Genomic DNA, 17747 nt, shown 5'->3' with positions numbered 1-17747 from the left:
ATGCCTGATATACTCGATTGTCTTGCCAATTACGGAGTAGAAGTGCCAATGAATGCCGAAAAATCGCCGGTAAACCATAACGTAGACCACGAAGAGATCGCTAAATTTGAAGCCGTCGCCTCCCGCTGGTGGGATCTTGAAGGTGAGTTCAAACCGCTGCACCGCATTAACCCGCTGCGTCTGGGCTATATTGCCGAGCGTGCTGGCGGTTTATTTGGCAAAAAGGTGCTCGATGTCGGTTGTGGCGGCGGCATTCTGGCCGAGAGTATGGCGCGCGAAGGCGCGACGGTGACCGGTCTGGATATGGGCTTTGAGCCATTGCAGGTGGCAAAGCTGCACGCACTGGAAAGCGGCATTCAGGTAGATTACGTGCAGGAAACCGTGGAAGAGCACGCGGTAAAACATGCCGGGCAATATGATGTGGTGACCTGCATGGAGATGCTGGAGCACGTCCCCGATCCGCAGTCAGTGGTCAGAGCCTGTGCGCAACTGGTGAAACCGGGCGGCGATGTCTTTTTCTCGACGCTTAACCGCAATGGCAAGTCATGGCTGATGGCGGTGGTTGGCGCGGAATATATTTTGCGCATGGTGCCTAAAGGCACGCATGATGTGAAGAAGTTTATTAAACCGGCAGAGCTGCTGGGCTGGGTGGATCAGACCAGTTTAAAAGAGCGTCATATGACCGGGCTGCATTACAACCCGATCACTAATTCCTTTAAACTCGGCCCCGGCGTGGATGTGAACTATATGCTGCACACGCAGAATAAGTGAGATTGTTGACCGGATTCATCCGGCAACCGTACCAATGCCTGATGCGACGCTTGCCGCGTCTTATCAGGCCTACAAATGCCCCCCGTAGGTCGGATAAGGCGTTTACGCCGCATCCGGCAACGATGCCGGGCGGACAACAATTACCATTTCACCGTCATCGACAAAAATCCTGCCGTCTGGGCAAAATCATCACTTCCCTTCTGCCATGCGACACTGCCGCGCAGGGAAACTCGCTGGCTAATATTGCCAGTTATCCCCACTTTTATTTCACCACGCTGCTTCGCCGTATCGTCGCTGATATTGCTGCCATCTTCTTCAATTTCCGCCGAATTTGGATCGTGATAATAATTCAAATCCAGGGTTGGCGTGATATAGAAAGTATTACGCCATTCGCTATGTATCCCGACACGCGTCAGAATATCATCGCCCTGCGATTGCGACACCCGCGCACGGTTAGCGGCGGTAAAATCATCCTGCAGCACGCCCTGATAAACCACCTGCGCCTGCGGTTCGATTACCACACTATGCCCCGGTAACCACTGATACCCTGCTTCCAGCGAGGCGATAATCCCCGACGAGTGGTAATGATCCGTGCCGTCGCCTTGTTCGGAAACATCATTGCTAAACCACGCATATTGCAGCCAGCTATCCAGCCACGCCCCCTGCTGCTGGCTACCATGCTGAAACCAGCTCGAAGTCAGCCCAACGGCATAACCGTGGTTCTGGTTATCGGCGCGAGTTCCGGTCATATTCGAGCGGCTGTCGCCCTGGTTATCGCTGTAGCCACCTACAATCCCAAGCATCCACTCGCCATCATCGCCCCAGCACCCCCTAAACAGGTCACCGCTAAGCTGCACCGTAGAAGTGTCTTCATGCTGAGCCAGTTGCCCTGCCGCCGTGTAATGATAACGTCCGCCGATAACACGTAAATTCAGCGTCTGACCATTGCCACCCGCATGATCGCGTCGCTCCATCACAAACGCCTGGTTTGCTGCCCGCAGGTTATTGAGATAACCGCCAACTTTGGCATTCAGCACCGGCTGGTAAGCGGGGATTGGATCGGGTGTTGGGTCAGGATCGGGTGTTGGGTCCGGGTCTGGATCAGGTGGCGATGGCGGCGTTACTTCTTGCGATCGCAGATACCAGTCGTTGTTATCTTCCACCAACGTATAGTCGTAAGCGCCCATATTGACGTAGCCGCTGCCCGCCAGACTGAACTGCGCATTATTTTGAAATTGCGTGGGATCGCCAGCGAAATCAACCACTTTTATACCTGTAGATGTCGGCTCGCCAATGCCAGTAATGGGGTTAACCACCACAGTCGTGCTGCCAGCGGTATTGCCGTTCAACACCAACTGGTCGCTTACCGAGTCATCGCCGTTTAATTCGCTGTCGAGAAACAGCGTACCGCCACCGTTAAACAATGAGGCGTCAAGCGCCACAGACGTATCCTGCCCAGTTAAACGCAAAACCGTGCTATCGCTGATGTCGATAGTGCCGCTGGAACTGGCATCAATAGACTGAATATCCTGATCCGCGCCAGTCTCGAACGTTGCCCCGTCACCAACCCACAGCGACGAAGCGTAAGGAAAGATATCCGCAACATCACCTTTCAGCGTACCTTCTTCCACTCGCACCGCCGACTGCGCCGTGCCGCTGGCAGTCAGTTCCAACGTTCCTGCACCGGTTTTCGTCAGTGTGGTTCCCACATCCTGCTGATGTCCACTGCTGTCGGCGATCAATGCGCCCCACTGCGTCACAGCACCATCATCAACCACAATTTCGCCATCAGCGCGCATTTCGATATCACGCCCATGACCAGCCATCGCAGAGCGAGTATCGACATCAGCCGTAATCTCCATCGCGCTATCTTGTTGATTATCAGTGAAGATAACCTGGCGGTTATAGTGAGTATCACCAAGTTGAGAATTGTTGCTCACCACCAGCGTGCCGGAAGCGATTTGTGTTGTGCCGAGGTATTGATTGTCATTCGCCAGGCTTACCTGTCCATCGCCTGCATCTACCACTACATAGACGCCTTTTTTCCCGTCATCGCCAATATGCAAATCCTCACCACTATAAAGATCGACAACGTCCTGCTGACCAATTACCGTACCGCCACTGCCACTGATTTCCAGCCCATCGTTCTCTGACGTACCGCTCTGCCAGGTGGTGAAATCGGAGAGATCTAATATGCCACCGTTTAACACAATTGACTGCGGATCGTCCTGCATCGCCGCCAGATCCGCCGCGTTTCCCGCCAGCGAGAGGATTGCGCCATCTTCCACCACAATATCGCCGGTCAGCGCCATCGACGACGCCCCCGCCAGCGCATAGCTACCATTTTCAGCAATGGTCAGTTGCCCTTCACCTTCAATAGTTCCGCTAAACCCGCCGGCATTTACAGTCACGTTACCGCCAGCATCAATATTTAAAGTGCCATTCTGAAAACCCGTCAGTGAGTGAACAAAAGTCTGCTGTGTTGCGCCAACGTTAAGTTCTGCCTGATCATCCCGATGACTGATACTGCCGACCATCAGGCCATAGCAATTTTGTGGATTACTCTGGCAACGATCATCGCCAACATTCATCAGCGAATTGCTACGCCCCAGCGTCACTTCACCGTTTTCAACCCGCATCTCACCGGTAAAATTATTATTATCCGCATTAAGCACCAGTTCGCCTGCGGCCGGTTTTGCTGATACTTCCGGTTCCGGCAATGGAATCGAGCGCACCATCGTTGCTCAGGTCACCAATAATCAACGTTTTATTACCAGCGATATCAAACCTGACCTGACTTGAATCGATGTACATAAAGCCGCCCGCCGACGCAGATGGCTCATCGCCATATCCTGTGGCACTGTTGTTCTCATCCACCAAAACGCCACCGTTATAGCTGTAGCCGGCATCAACCGAAATATCAATAAGATAGGGAGAGTTCGCACTACTGCTATAAATTGCACCACCGTAGCCTTCAGCAATATTATCTGTAAACGTGGTGTTATTAATTATTGTGAACTCTGATGGGTGAATGGTTTCCGTATTATTATCGGTGATATCGATAGCGCCACCATCGCCATCACTGTAACTTGTTGATGTATATGCCCGATTATTATTAAAAATCGTGTTATTTAAGTAAACATTATTATTAATCGAATAAATTGCGCCACCTTTGCCATCGTTAGCAATATTACCTGTAAATACAGCATTGGTAACGCTAAGATCAATATCACCAGCGTCATTTGTACCCGCAGAATAGATTGCCCCGCCATATCCTCCGGCCACATTACTGTCGAAGATAACCTGAGTAAGATTCAGCGTTGAGTTTTCTTTCGCAAAAATAGCACCTCCATTATTATATTCACCACTCACGGTATTATTTTCGAACAGAGTCATACCTGTTCCACCTTGTGCTGACAATATGAAATCAGCTCCTTGTTGTAAAAATACCGCCCCGCCACTGGCATCATTTGCCATAGAGGAAAAAATAAGCCATTGCCCGTCAGCAACACTCCAGGTCTGCATACTACCTGAGAGGCTCTGGCGACTGGCCAGGCAACTGGTAGAAACATTAACCCCCTGACATGAAGCCAGAATCTGCGACGCCGCGTTTGCACGCGTAAACACGCAAGCAACGACAGCCGGGAAAATTAACAGATACCCTTTCCTGATAAAAATAATCCATTTTTTATTCATGATCTGACAGCCTGTGAGAAATAACACGCTATCATTAAAAGGCATATTACGATTGTAGATAATAACCAATTGTAAACAAGAAATTTTTAAAATAATCGAACCAGAAATAATATTTACAGAAAGGTATTAATTATTTCTTTCAAAGTTTACTTGATTATTAAACAATGATAATTAAAACATATTAAACTGATTAATTCATTTCTTGTTTACCTGGAATAATCAATATCGCAAACTTTAATTTTACATCTACTGATTAAAAAATATCTGTTTCGTGAACGCCCCCCCTTTACATTTGCTCACATCATAAACATAACAATAAGTGTCGACATGATATGAGTTTGTGATGGTATCAATTTTCGCCACATCTGACATAAGCGCAATAAATAACCTGGATCAATAATTATCTTAAATTGAACGTTCAAGAAATCGCCGAACGGTTATTTTTAACAATTTTTTCTCTTCCCATTGACTTTCCCGAACACCTTGTCTGACCTAAGGTGCGTGGAAGTCACCTTTTCCGTTGCGAGTTATCCACAAAGTTATGCACTTGCAAGAGGGCCATTTTCACACTATCTTGCAGTGAATCCCAAACATACCCCCTATATATAGTGTTCATTGCGACTTTTCTCACTACAGGTAGTCAAAGCGACACTATTGCGGAAAGTATTCCCAAAACAGGTACTACATACATGAATCAGAATCTGCTGGTGACAAAGCGCAACGGTAGCACAGAGCGCATCAATCTCGACAAAATCCATCGTGTTCTGGATTGGGCGGCAGAAGGACTGCATAACGTTTCGATTTCCCAGGTCGAACTGCGCTCCCACATTCAGTTTTATGACGGTATCAAGACTTCTGACATCCACGAAACCATTATCAAGGCTGCCGCAGACCTGATCTCCCGTGAAGCACCGGATTATCAGTACCTCGCCGCGCGCCTGGCAATTTTCCACCTGCGTAAAAAAGCCTACGGTCAGTTTGAGCCGCCTGCGCTGTATGACCATGTGAAGAAAATGGTCGAAATGGGCAAATACGATAATCATCTGCTGGAAGACTACACGGAAGAAGAGTTCAAGCAGATGGACACGTTTATCGATCACGACCGTGATATGACCTTCTCTTACGCTGCCGTTAAGCAACTGGAAGGGAAATATCTGGTACAGAACCGCGTGACCGGCGAAATCTACGAGAGCGCCCAGTTCCTCTATATTCTGGTTGCTGCCTGCCTGTTCTCAAACTACCCGCGTGAAACGCGTCTGCAATACGTGAAGCGTTTTTACGACGCGGTTTCCACATTTAAAATTTCGCTGCCGACGCCAATCATGTCCGGCGTGCGTACCCCGACTCGTCAGTTCAGCTCCTGCGTACTGATTGAGTGCGGCGACAGCCTGGATTCCATCAATGCGACATCCAGCGCGATTGTAAAATACGTCTCCCAGCGTGCCGGTATCGGTATCAACGCCGGGCGTATTCGTGCGCTGGGTAGCCCGATTCGCGGTGGCGAAGCGTTCCACACCGGTTGTATTCCGTTCTATAAGCATTTCCAGACCGCTGTGAAATCCTGCTCCCAGGGCGGTGTGCGCGGTGGTGCAGCAACGCTGTTCTACCCAATTTGGCATCTGGAAGTAGAAAGCCTGCTGGTGCTGAAAAACAACCGTGGGGTTGAAGGCAACCGCGTGCGTCATATGGACTACGGGGTACAAATCAACAAACTGATGTATACCCGCCTGCTGAAAGGTGAAGATATCACCCTGTTCAGCCCGTCCGATGTGCCAGGGTTATACGACGCGTTCTTCGCCGATCAGGAAGAATTTGAGCGCCTGTACACCAAATATGAAAAAGACGACAGCATCCGCAAACAGCGTGTGAAAGCCGTTGAGCTGTTCTCGCTGATGATGCAGGAACGTGCGTCTACCGGTCGTATCTATATTCAGAACGTTGACCACTGCAACACCCACAGCCCGTTTGATCCGGCTATTGCGCCAGTGCGCCAGTCTAACCTGTGCCTGGAAATCGCCCTGCCGACCAAACCGCTGAATGACGTCAACGACGAAAACGGTGAAATCGCGTTGTGTACGCTGTCTGCTTTCAACCTGGGCGCAATTAATAGCCTGGATGAACTGGAAGAGCTGGCGATTCTGGCGGTGCGCGCACTCGACGCGCTGCTGGATTATCAGGATTACCCGATCCCGGCAGCCAAACGCGGAGCGATGGGTCGTCGCACGCTGGGTATTGGTGTGATCAACTTCGCTTACTATCTGGCGAAGCACGGTAAACGCTACTCCGACGGCAGTGCCAACAACCTGACGCATAAAACCTTCGAAGCTATTCAATATTACCTGCTGAAAGCGTCTAACGAGCTGGCGAAAGAGCAAGGCGCGTGCCCGTGGTTTAACGAAACCACTTACGCGAAAGGTATCCTGCCGATCGATACCTACAAGAAAGATCTGGATGCTATCACCAATGAACCGCTGCATTACGACTGGGAAGCGTTGCGTGAGTCAATCAAAACGCACGGCCTGCGTAACTCCACGCTTTCTGCTCTGATGCCGTCCGAGACCTCTTCACAGATCTCTAACGCCACTAACGGTATTGAACCGCCGCGCGGTTACGTCAGCATTAAAGCGTCGAAAGACGGTATTCTGCGCCAGGTGGTGCCGGACTACGAACACCTGCACGACGCCTATGAGCTGCTGTGGGAAATGCCGGGTAACGATGGCTACCTGCAACTGGTGGGTATCATGCAGAAATTTATCGATCAGTCGATCTCTGCCAACACCAACTACGATCCGTCACGCTTCCCGTCAGGAAAAGTGCCGATGCAGCAGTTGCTGAAAGACCTGCTCACCGCCTACAAATTCGGGGTCAAAACGCTGTATTATCAGAACACCCGTGACGGTGCTGAAGACGCACAAGACGATCTGGTGCCGTCAATCCAGGACGATGGCTGCGAAAGCGGCGCATGTAAGATCTGATAATCCCCCAGCCTTTGCACCAAACCGTCCCCTCTCCCCTTGCGGGAGAGGGTTAGGGTGAGGGGTAATAAAACCACAGGACACATTCATGGCATATACCACCTTTTCACAGACGAAGAATGATCAGCTCAAAGAACCCATGTTCTTTGGTCAGCCGGTCAACGTGGCTCGCTACGATCAGCAAAAATATGAAATCTTCGAAAAATTGATCGAAAAGCAGCTCTCTTTCTTCTGGCGTCCAGAAGAAGTTGACGTCTCCCGCGACCGTATCGATTATCAGGCGCTGCCGGAGCACGAAAAACACATCTTTATCAGCAACCTGAAATATCAGACGCTGCTGGACTCTATTCAGGGGCGTAGCCCGAACGTGGCGCTGCTGCCGCTGATTTCCATTCCCGAACTGGAAACCTGGGTAGAAACCTGGGCGTTTTCGGAAACTATTCACTCCCGCTCCTACACGCACATCATTCGTAATATCGTTAACGATCCGTCTGTTGTGTTTGATGATATCGTCACCAACGAGCAGATCCAGAAACGCGCGGAAGGGATTTCAGCTTACTACGACGAACTGATCGAAATGACCAGTTACTGGCATCTGCTGGGCGAAGGCCCCCATACCGTCAACGGCAAAACCGTGACCGTTAGCCTGCGCGAGCTGAAGAAAAAACTTTATCTCTGCCTGATGAGCGTTAACGCGCTGGAAGCGATCCGCTTCTACGTCAGCTTCGCCTGCTCTTTCGCATTCGCGGAACGTGAGCTGATGGAGGGCAACGCCAAAATTATTCGCCTGATTGCCCGTGACGAAGCCCTGCACCTGACTGGTACTCAGCATATGCTGAATCTGTTGCGCAGCGGCGCGGACGATCCTGAGATGGCGGAAATTGCCGAAGAGTGTAAACAAGAGTGCTATGACCTGTTTGTTCAGGCGGCACAGCAGGAGAAAGACTGGGCGGATTATCTGTTCCGTGACGGTTCGATGATTGGTCTGAATAAAGACATTCTCTGCCAGTACGTCGAGTACATCACCAATATCCGTATGCAGGCGGTTGGTTTAGATCTGCCGTTCCAGACGCGCTCCAACCCAATCCCGTGGATCAACACCTGGCTGGTGTCTGATAACGTACAGGTTGCTCCGCAGGAAGTGGAAGTCAGTTCTTATCTGGTCGGACAGATTGACTCGGAAGTAGACACCGACGATTTGAGTAACTTCCAACTCTGATGGCTCGCGTTACCCTGCGCATTACTGGCACACAACTGCTGTGCCAGGATGAACACCCTTCTCTTCTGGCGGCGCTGGAATCCCACAATGTGGCGGTTGAGTATCAGTGCCGCGAAGGCTACTGCGGCTCCTGTCGCACGCGCCTTGTCGCAGGCCAGGTGGACTGGATTGCCGAACCGTTAGCCTTTATTCAACCTGGGGAAATTTTGCCCTGTTGTTGCCGGGCAAAAGGTGATATTGAAATCGAGATGTGATCGGGTACTAGCGCCAGATGCGACGCTTACGCGTCTTATCTGGCCTACAACGATTACATGGCAGAATAATACGCTTTCACCTGCTCCCAGTCCGCTTTAGGGATCGGCTCCAGATATTTCTCCAACTGGCGGAAGTCATGATGAATAGCCTTATGGCGACGCAGACGACGGCGACTTTTCTCCAGATCAAGAAAACCTGCTTCTGCCTTACCTTCTGTTTTCACATAGATATGGCGAACATAACAGCAACCATGCTGACGATTAACGCTATGCATCTTTTTAAATGCCAGCGCCACCGCTTTCAACATTGCTTGCCGTACATCGTCGGAATAAGGCGTTACTGCGTGTTGTGAATACCAGTCAGCAATGCTGACAAACCCCGCCATATCTTCAGTCACCAGCAACGCGCGCCATTCACCCTCAATTTTCACCGCTTCACCAAAAACGATGTTCGGCACAATTACACCGGCGCGCTTCAGATCTTTTATTACAGCTATCTCCCGAACAATCGTCGGACGCCCAAACGGATAGCGGATAGAATAAAACAAGTGGTGAGTCATGCGCTTCACATACAACTTTTTGCCGTTGTGCTCGACGCATTGCACCCCGCTCATACCGTTGCGGCGGTAATTCGGCTCCTCAACCCAGTCACCTTCTGTAGCCCACCAATGATTGAACTCATCGTGTTTTGCTGAAACTGCCATACCCTGTCGCCTGTCTTTATTATTAACGACAATGACTATAGGTGTTTACCTTAAGAAAAACTTAATAAAAAGTGTTTCTTACTGGATTTCTTTTGCCGGGAACAAATCATCCCGCTCTAAAGAACTGCAAGTAAGGATAACCAACAGACTTTATGAAGAATTAAATATGTCCGCTATTTTACTATGACTTAGATGAGGCTTTGAATGAAGAGATATACCGGATGGCACTTACGTGCCATCCGACACTGAACTTACTCTTTATTGAGGAATTTTACTGCCTTATCCGGGAAGTCCGTAAACAGCCCATTAACACCTGCTTTGTTATACAGGGCGTCATACAGTTGATTCACATCGGTCGTATATGCCGGCAGTTTATCCGACCGCACGGTATAAGGATGCACTACCAGCTTATTCTGCTGTGCATCTTTCACCATTCCAGTAAGTTTAATATTGCCCGGCTGCGATGTCTCATCAATGACCATATGGTAATCGGGGCCAATGCCGTCAGCATATTCCGCCACCTGCTTCATGGCGCCCGGCTTAAACATCCAGTCATAGCTGTAATTTACCCAGGTTCCGTCCGGCTGTTTCTGCTGAGTTTCATTCCAGTCAGTATAAGCAATCAACTGAACCAGATTGAGATCCATGCCCATTTTCGGTTCCAGCTCATTTTTAATGCGTTTCAGCTCATCAGCATCAAAGCATTGCAAATAAACTTTGTCCCCTTTGCTGGTGTAACCATATTTTTTCAGCACTTCCAGAGTTTTAGCCGCTATATCTTTCCCTTCCTGGTGATGGAACCACGGCGCTTTAATCTCCGGGTAGATGCCGATGTTTTTCCCGGTCGAATGGTTTAACCCCTGAACAAATTCAATCTCTTCTTCGAAAGTATGCACCCGGAAGTCAGATTTACCCATCGGGAAGCGTCCAGGGAAAGTCTGCACTTTCTTACCGTTTTCAATATCGAAGCCTTCGGTAAATTTCAGTGATTTAATTTCATCCAGCGTGAAATCTATCGCGTAGTAACGACCGTCTTTGCGTGCCCTGTCCGGGAAACGATCGGCAACATCAGTAACGCGATCAAGATAGTGATCATGCAGGACGACCAGATGGTCGTCTTTGGTCATTACCAAATCCTGCTCCAGATAGTCAGCCCCCTGTGCATACGCCATCGCTTTTGCTGGCAGCGTATGCTCCGGCAAATAACCACTGGCGCCGCGATGGGCTATTACAATTTTCTCGCTGTTGTCTGCCGCCATTGCACTGCTTCCCATGATCATTCCACTCATCATGATCGCCATGCTAAGGTTTTTCAGCGTCAATTTCATGCCATTAGCCTCCGTTGCGTTTTTGCTGTAATTCCTGATGGCGACGTTTTTCGCCAATCATCACGACAATTAACAAGATAACTGCCAGAATGCTGCCGCCAATCATTACCATAAAGCCGCCATCCCAGCCGAAGAAATCCACGGTGTAGCCAACAATCGCACTCGCCGCTACAGAACCGCCCAGATAACCAAACAGTCCGGTAAAGCCTGCCGCCGTACCTGCCGCTTTTTTCGGTGCCAGTTCCAGCGCGTGCAGACCGATCAGCATGACAGGGCCATAAATCAGGAAGCCGATGACAATCATACAAATCATATCCACGGTCGGGTTGCCCGCCGGGTTCATCCAGTAAACGATAGTGGCAATGGTCACCAGAGTCATAAAGAAGACGCCGGTTGCGCCACGGTTACCACGGAAGACTTTATCCGACATCCAGCCGCACAAAAGGGTGCCCGGAATGCCCGCGTACTCATAAAGGAAGTAGGCCCAGGAAGATTTATCCAGCGCGAAGTGTTTCACCTCTTTCAGGTAGGTTGGCGACCAGTCGAGGATGCCGTAGCGCAGCAGGTAAACGAACACGTTAGCGATAGCGATATACCACAGCAGTTTGTTCGGCAGCACGTACTGCATGAAAATCTGCTTCGCAGTCAGCTCCTGTTCCGCTTTTTCGTTATAATCGTCCGGATAGTCATTTTTGTACTCTTCGATCGGCGGCAGACCACAGGATTGCGGGGTATCGCGCATCATGGCAAAAGCGAAAAGCGCCACCAGAATGGCACAGAAAGCCGGCATATAAAGCGCCGCGTGCCAGTCATTGAACCAGGCCATCCCCAGCAAGAACAACAGCGGCGGAATACCACCGCCGACGTTATGCGCACAGTTCCACACCGACACAATGCCGCCACGTTCTTTCTGTGACCACCAGTGCACCATGGTACGACCACACGGCGGCCATCCCATCCCCTGGAACCAGCCGCAGAGGAACAACAGCACGAACATCACCGCAATACTGGAAGTCGCCCACGGCACAAATCCCATAAACAGCATCACTGCCGCAGCAAGAATCAAACCAGCTGGCAGGAAAACGCGCGGATTCGAGCGATCCGATACCGAGCCCATGATGAATTTCGAAAATCCATAGGCGATTGAGATCCCTGAAAGCGCAAAACCTAAATCACCACGCGAGAATCCCTGCTCCACCAGATAGGGCATAGCAAGAGCAAAGTTCTTACGAACCAGATAGTAAGCAGCATAACCAAAGAATATCCCCAGGAAAATTTGCCAGCGTAATCGACGATAGGTCGGGTCGATCTCCGCAGCAGGTAAGCGCGCTTTGTGTGGCGCCGGTTTAAAAATACTCAACATTTATAGCCTCCGTGGCCCATGGTCTTATTTATGATTAACAGCTTGATTCAGTAGAAGAACCTGCCGTTTTTTGAGTTGCCGCGATGTTAAGAAAACATTCATAAATTAAATGTGAATTACCGCACACATTATTAAACACAATGATTGAAATGTTCTGAAAGACGCATGAAATCACGTTTCACTTTCGAATTATGAGCGAATATGCGCGAAATCAAACAATTCATGTTTTTACTATGGCTAAATGGTAAAAAACGAACTTCAGAGGGATAACAATGAAAACTCGCGACTCGCAATCAAGTGACGTGATTATCATTGGCGGCGGCGCAACGGGAGCCGGGATTGCCCGCGACTGTGCCCTACGCGGGCTGCGCGTGATTTTGGTTGAGCGCCATGACATCGCCACAGGCGCGACCGGGCGTAACCACGGTCTGCTGCACAGCGGCGCGCGCTATGCGGTAACCGATGCGGAATCGGCCCGCGAATGTATTAGTGAAAACAAGATATTAAAACGCATTGCGCGTCATTGTGTTGAGCCGACCAACGGCCTGTTTATCACCCTGCCAGAAGATGACCTCTCCTTTCAAACCACTTTTATTCGCGCTTGCGAAGAAGCAGGAATAAGCGCAGAAGCCATCGATCCGCAGCAAGCGCGCATTATCGAACCTTCCGTTAACCCGGCATTGATAGGTGCAGTGAAAGTCCCGGATGGCACCGTTGATCCATTTCGTTTGACCGCAGCAAATATGCTCGATGCGAAAGAACACGGTGCAGTTATCCTCACCGCCCACGAAGTCACTGGCCTGATTCGTGAAGGCGCGACGGTATGTGGCGTTCGTGTGCGTAACCATCTCACCGGCGAAACCCAGGCACTTCATGCACCTGTGGTGGTTAATGCCGCCGGGATCTGGGGACAACATATTGCCGAGTATGCCGATCTACGCATTCTCATGTTCCCGGCGAAAGGATCGCTGCTGATCATGGATCACCGCATTAATCAGCATGTGATCAACCGCTGCCGTAAACCTTCTGATGCCGATATTCTGGTTCCCGGCGATACCATTTCGCTGATTGGAACCACCTCTTTACGTATTGATTACAATGAGATCGACGACAACCGGATGACGGCAGAAGAAGTGGATATTCTGCTGCGTGAAGGGGAAAAACTGGCTCCGGTGATGGCGAAAACACGTATTCTGCGAGCCTACTCTGGCGTGCGCCCACTGGTTGCCAGCGATGACGACCCGAGCGGACGTAACGTCAGTCGCGGCATCGTGCTGCTCGATCACGCCGAACGCGACGGGCTGGACGGATTTATCACCATCACCGGCGGCAAACTGATGACCTACCGCCTGATGGCGGAATGGGCTACTGACGCGGTGTGCCGCAAACTGGGCAACACGCGCCCCTGCATCACTGCCGATACGCCGCTACCAGGTTCACAGGAACCGGCTGAAGCCACGCTGCAAAAAATTATCTCCCTCCCAGCCCCGCTGCGCGGTTCTGCGGTTTACCGTCACGGCGATCGTACGCCAGCCTGGTTAAGTGAAGGCCGTTTGCACCGCAGCCTGGTCTGTGAATGCGAAGCCGTTACCGCAGGCGAAGTGCAATATGCAGTAGAAAATTTAAACGTTAACAGTCTGTTAGATTTGCGCCGTCGTACCCGTGTGGGAATGGGCACCTGCCAGGGCGAACTCTGCGCCTGCCGCGCCGCCGGACTGCTGCAACGCTTTAATGTCACCACCTCTGCGCAATCTATTGAGCAACTTTCCACCTTCCTGAACGAACGCTGGAAAGGCGTGCAACCTGTTGCCTGGGGCGATGCGCTGCGCGAAAGCGAATTTACCCGCTGGGTTTATCAGGGACTGTGTGGTCTGGAGAAGGAGCAGAAAGATGCGATTTGATACTGTCATTATGGGCGGCGGTCTTGCCGGATTACTCTGCGGTCTGCAACTGCAAAAACACGGCCTGCGCTGTGCGATTGTCACTCGTGGTCAAAGCGCGCTGCATTTTTCGTCCGGATCGCTGGATTTACTGAGCCATCTGCCTGACGGTCAAACGGTGACAGACATTCACGATGGCCTGGAATCTTTGTGCCATCAGGTTCCTGCCCATCCTTACAGTGTTCTCGGCTCACAGCGCGTGCTCGATCTCGCTTGCAGGGCGCAGGCATTGATCGCTGAAAGCGGTGCGCAATTGCAGGGTAGCGTTGAACTGGCTCACCAGCGAGTTACACCGCTCGGCACTCTGCGCTCAACCTGGCTAAGCTCGCCAGAAGTCCCCGTCTGGCCGTTGCCAGCGAAGAAAATATGTGTGGTGGGTATCAGCGGGCTGATGGATTTTCAGGCGCATCTTGCGGCAGCTTCGTTACGTGAATTGGATCTTTCGGTTGAAACCGCAGAAATTGAACTGCCGGAACTGGATGTGCTACGTAATAACGCCACCGAGTTCCGCGCGGTAAATATTGCCCGTTTCCTTGATAACGAAGAAAACTGGCCACTGTTGCTTGATGCGCTTATCCCTGTCGCCAACACCTGTGAAATGATCCTGATGCCAGCCTGCTTCGGCCTGGCTGATGACAGACTCTGGCGCTGGCTGAACGAACAATTACCCTGTTCATTAATGTTACTGCCGACACTGCCACCTTCCGTGCTGGGCATTCGTCTGCAAAATCAGCTTCAACGTCAGTTCGTGCGCCAGGGCGGTGTATGGATGCCGGGCGATGAAGTGAAAAAAGTGACCTGTAAAAATGGCGTGGTGAATGAAATCTGGACTCGTAATCACGCCGACATCCCGCTGCGTCCACGTTTCGCGGTTCTCGCCAGCGGCAGCTTCTTTAGCGGCGGACTGGTTGCGGAACGCAACGGCATTCGCGAGCCGATTCTCGGCCTTGATGTGCTGCAAACCGCCACGCGGGGTGAGTGGTATCGAAGTGATTTTTTTGCGGCGCAACCATGGCAGCAGTTCGGTGTAACCACTGATGAGGCGCTACGCCCATCGCAGGCAGGCCAGACGGTAGAAAACTTGTTTGCCATCGGATCGGTGCTGGGCGGATATGATCCTATCGCTCAGGGATGCGGCGGCGGCGTTTGTGCTGTCAGTGCATTACATGCTGCTCAACAGATTGCCCAACGCGCAGGAGGCCAACAATGAACGATACCAGCTTCGAAAATTGCATTAAGTGCACCGTCTGTACCACCGCCTGCCCGGTAAGCCGGGTGAATCCGGGCTATCCGGGGCCAAAACAGGCCGGGCCGGATGGCGAGCGTCTGCGTCTGAAAGATGGCGCCCTGTATGACGAGGCGCTGAAATATTGCATTAACTGCAAACGTTGCGAAGTCGCCTGCCCGTCCGATGTGAAGATTGGCGATATCATCCAGCGCGCGCGGGCGAAATATGACACCTCACGCCCGTCGCTGCGCAATTTCGTTTTGAGTCATACCGACCTGATGGGTAGCGTTTCCACGCCGTTCGCGCCTATCGTCAACACCGCTACCTCGCTGAAACCAGTGCGACAACTGCTTGATGCGGCGTTAAAAATTGACCATCGCCGCACGCTGCCGAAATACTCCTTCGGCACTTTCCGTCGCTGGTATCGCAGTGTGGCGGCGCAGCAGGCGCAATATAAAGACCAGGTGGCCTTTTTCCACGGCTGCTTCGTTAACTACAACCATCCGCAGTTAGGCAAGGATTTAATTAAAGTGCTCAACGCGATGGGCACCGGCGTACAACTGCTCAGCAAAGAGAAATGCTGCGGTGTGCCACTCATCGCCAACGGTTTTACCGATAAAGCGCGTAAACAGGCAATCACTAACGTGGAAACGATCCGCGAAGCTGTGGGGGGAAAAGGTATTCCGGTGATTGCCACCTCCTCTACCTGTACGTTTGCCTTGCGCGACGAGTACCCGGAAGTGCTGAATGTCGACAACAAAGGCTTGCGCGATCATATCGAACTGGCAACCCGCTGGCTGTGGCGCAAGCTCGACGAAGGCAAAACCTTGCCGCTGAAATCACTGCCGCTAAAAGTGGTCTATCACACCCCGTGCCATATGGAAAAAATGGGCTGGACGCTCTACACCCTGGAACTTTTACGTAAGATCCCAGGGCTTGAGCTAACAGTGCTGGATTCCCAGTGCTGCGGTATTGCGGGTACTTACGGTTTCAAAAAAGAGAACTACCCCACCTCACAAGCCATCGGTGCACCGCTGTTCCGCCAGATAGAAGAGAGCGGCGCGGATCTGGTGGTTACCGACTGCGAAACCTGCAAATGGCAGATTGAGATGTCCACAAGTCTTCGCTGCGAACATCCGATTACGCTGCTGGCTCAGGCGCTGGTTTAAACTCCCTTCTGATGCCCGGTAAGCGCATTGCTTATCGGGCATTTTTGCGTGCGCGATTCCGTACCCAATGTATGCGTTTCATCACAATGAAAATTCCTCTGAAAACGTCTCGCAAAGACTGAAACTGGCAGATGTCAAAGGCCTGGGATAACCGTAATGTCGCGTCATCATAAATATCAGGTGACGGACAACCATGACTGAATCAACAACCTCCTCCCCGCATGATGCGGTATTTAAAACCTTTATGTTCTCACCCAATACCGCACGGGATTTTCTGGAAATACATCTACCGGAACCGTTACGTAAGCTGTGTAATCTGCATACGTTAAGGCTGGAACCCACAAGTTTTATTGAAAAAAGCTTACGCGCTTACTACTCGGATGTTTTGTGGTCGGTAGAAACCAGCGAAGGTGACGGCTATATCTACTGCGTAATTGAACATCAAAGTTCTGCGGAAAAGAATATGGCCTTTCGGCTGATGCGCTATGCCACCGCCGCCATGCAGCGTCACCTGGATAAAGGTTATGACAAAGTCCCGCTGGTAGTGCCATTGTTGTTTTATCATGGCGAAACCTCGCCCTACCCGTATTCTCTCAACTGGCTGGATGAATTTAACGATCCGCAACTTGCCCGGCAGTTGTACACCGAAGCTTTTCCGTTGGTGGATATCACCATCGTACCTGACGATGAGATCATGCAACATCGGCGTATAGCCCTGCTGGAACTTATTCAAAAACATATTCGCGACCGCGATTTAATCGGCATGGTCGACAGGATCACCACGCTTTTGGTTAGAGGCTTCACTAATGACAGCCAATTGCAAACACTGTTTAATTATCTCCTGCAATGTGGCGATACCTCCCGTTTCACCCGCTTTATTCAGGAGATTGCCGAACGTTCACCACTACAAAAGGAGAGATTGATGACTATTGCTGAACGGCTACGGCAGGAAGGACATCAAATTGGCTGGCAGGAGGGTAAGATTGAAGGCTGGCAAGAAGGTAAATTAGAAGGCTTGCAAGAAGGTAAATTAGAAGGTTTGCAAGAAGGTAAATTAGAAGGTTTGCAGGAAGGCATGCATGAACAAGCCATTAAAATCG

11 protein-coding genes and 1 pseudogene are annotated in these 17747 nt (G+C 50.9%); 8 read left to right on the top strand and 4 right to left on the bottom strand.

Annotation, left to right across the window (positions count from 1 at the left end; genetic code table 11):
- The first annotated feature begins 48 nt into the window (after positions 1-48).
- Complete coding sequence (gene ubiG, locus BEG40_RS04425) at positions 49-771, top strand: bifunctional 2-polyprenyl-6-hydroxyphenol methylase/3-demethylubiquinol 3-O-methyltransferase UbiG (protein WP_105284956.1); 723 nt, start codon at positions 49-51, stop codon at positions 769-771.
- 140 nt (positions 772-911) lie between these two features.
- Here ubiG and BEG40_RS04420 read toward each other — a convergent pair.
- Positions 912-4467, bottom strand: a pseudogene (locus tag BEG40_RS04420) (autotransporter outer membrane beta-barrel domain-containing protein).
- Between the two features lie 689 nt (positions 4468-5156).
- Here BEG40_RS04420 and nrdA point away from each other — a divergent pair.
- From nrdA to yfaE, 3 genes are all read left to right on the top strand, one after another.
- Positions 5157-7442 carry a class 1a ribonucleoside-diphosphate reductase subunit alpha gene (gene nrdA / locus BEG40_RS04410; protein ID WP_001075192.1) on the top strand — a complete coding sequence of 762 codons (2286 nt, stop codon included), beginning with the start codon at positions 5157-5159 and terminating at the stop codon, positions 7440-7442.
- Between the two features lie 88 nt (positions 7443-7530).
- Positions 7531-8661 (top strand): class Ia ribonucleoside-diphosphate reductase subunit beta, encoded by a 1131-nt coding sequence (gene nrdB / locus BEG40_RS04405; protein ID WP_105284955.1) that lies wholly within the window; start codon positions 7531-7533, stop codon positions 8659-8661.
- Positions 8661-8915 carry a ferredoxin-like diferric-tyrosyl radical cofactor maintenance protein YfaE gene (gene yfaE, locus BEG40_RS04400; protein WP_000135040.1) on the top strand — a complete coding sequence of 85 codons (255 nt, stop codon included), beginning with the start codon at positions 8661-8663 and terminating at the stop codon, positions 8913-8915. The genes nrdB and yfaE overlap by 1 nt, the downstream gene beginning before the upstream one ends.
- A gap of 53 nt (positions 8916-8968) precedes the next feature.
- Here the strand turns inward: yfaE and inaA are convergent, their stop codons facing one another.
- From inaA to glpT, 3 genes are all read right to left on the bottom strand, one after another.
- On the bottom strand, positions 8969-9619 hold the full coding sequence (inaA, locus tag BEG40_RS04395; RefSeq protein ID WP_000301023.1) for a lipopolysaccharide kinase InaA: 651 nt from the start codon (positions 9617-9619) through the stop codon (positions 8969-8971).
- A gap of 251 nt (positions 9620-9870) precedes the next feature.
- Complete coding sequence (glpQ, locus tag BEG40_RS04390; RefSeq protein WP_000779064.1) at positions 9871-10947, bottom strand: glycerophosphodiester phosphodiesterase; 1077 nt, start codon at positions 10945-10947, stop codon at positions 9871-9873.
- Positions 10948-10951: 4 nt separating this feature from the next.
- The gene (glpT, locus tag BEG40_RS04385; protein ID WP_000948734.1) at positions 10952-12310 is read right to left on the bottom strand and encodes a glycerol-3-phosphate transporter; all 1359 of its coding nucleotides are present in this window, start codon (positions 12308-12310) and stop codon (positions 10952-10954) included.
- A gap of 272 nt (positions 12311-12582) precedes the next feature.
- Between glpT and glpA the strand changes: the two genes are divergently transcribed.
- The 4 genes from glpA to BEG40_RS04365 all read left to right on the top strand — a co-directional run.
- Entirely contained in the window at positions 12583-14211 is a 1629-nt protein-coding gene (gene glpA / locus BEG40_RS04380; protein WP_105284954.1) for an anaerobic glycerol-3-phosphate dehydrogenase subunit A, read from the top strand.
- On the top strand, positions 14201-15460 hold the full coding sequence (gene glpB, locus BEG40_RS04375) for a glycerol-3-phosphate dehydrogenase subunit GlpB (RefSeq protein WP_105284953.1): 1260 nt from the start codon (positions 14201-14203) through the stop codon (positions 15458-15460). The genes glpA and glpB overlap by 11 nt, the downstream gene beginning before the upstream one ends.
- Complete coding sequence (gene glpC / locus BEG40_RS04370) at positions 15457-16647, top strand: anaerobic glycerol-3-phosphate dehydrogenase subunit GlpC (protein WP_105284952.1); 1191 nt, start codon at positions 15457-15459, stop codon at positions 16645-16647. Before glpB ends, glpC begins: the two co-directional genes overlap by 4 nt.
- Before the next feature lie 193 nt (positions 16648-16840).
- The coding region (locus tag BEG40_RS04365) for an ISNCY family transposase (RefSeq protein WP_105284951.1) at positions 16841-17747 on the top strand (907 nt) is incomplete at its 3' end.

The organism is Escherichia sp. MOD1-EC5495 (genome assembly GCF_002965965.1).
GTDB lineage: Bacteria > Pseudomonadota > Gammaproteobacteria > Enterobacterales > Enterobacteriaceae > Escherichia > Escherichia ruysiae.
Note: the sequence above shows the minus strand (reverse complement) of the source record. Positions and strands in the feature narration are given on the sequence as shown.

What these genes read in the sequence shown, in the direction of transcription:
- ubiG (WP_105284956.1), top strand. Translation starts at nt 49, where the DNA reads ATGAATGCCGAAAAATCGCCGGTAAACCATAACGTAGACCACGAAGAG.
- nrdA (WP_001075192.1), top strand. Translation starts at nt 5,157, where the DNA reads ATGAATCAGAATCTGCTGGTGACAAAGCGCAACGGTAGCACAGAGCGC.
- nrdB (WP_105284955.1), top strand. Translation starts at nt 7,531, where the DNA reads ATGGCATATACCACCTTTTCACAGACGAAGAATGATCAGCTCAAAGAA.
- yfaE (WP_000135040.1), top strand. Translation starts at nt 8,661, where the DNA reads ATGGCTCGCGTTACCCTGCGCATTACTGGCACACAACTGCTGTGCCAG.
- inaA (WP_000301023.1), bottom strand. Translation starts at nt 9,619, where the DNA reads ATGGCAGTTTCAGCAAAACACGATGAGTTCAATCATTGGTGGGCTACA.
- glpQ (WP_000779064.1), bottom strand. Translation starts at nt 10,947, where the DNA reads ATGAAATTGACGCTGAAAAACCTTAGCATGGCGATCATGATGAGTGGA.
- glpT (WP_000948734.1), bottom strand. Translation starts at nt 12,310, where the DNA reads ATGTTGAGTATTTTTAAACCGGCGCCACACAAAGCGCGCTTACCTGCT.
- glpA (WP_105284954.1), top strand. Translation starts at nt 12,583, where the DNA reads ATGAAAACTCGCGACTCGCAATCAAGTGACGTGATTATCATTGGCGGC.
- glpB (WP_105284953.1), top strand. Translation starts at nt 14,201, where the DNA reads ATGCGATTTGATACTGTCATTATGGGCGGCGGTCTTGCCGGATTACTC.
- glpC (WP_105284952.1), top strand. Translation starts at nt 15,457, where the DNA reads ATGAACGATACCAGCTTCGAAAATTGCATTAAGTGCACCGTCTGTACC.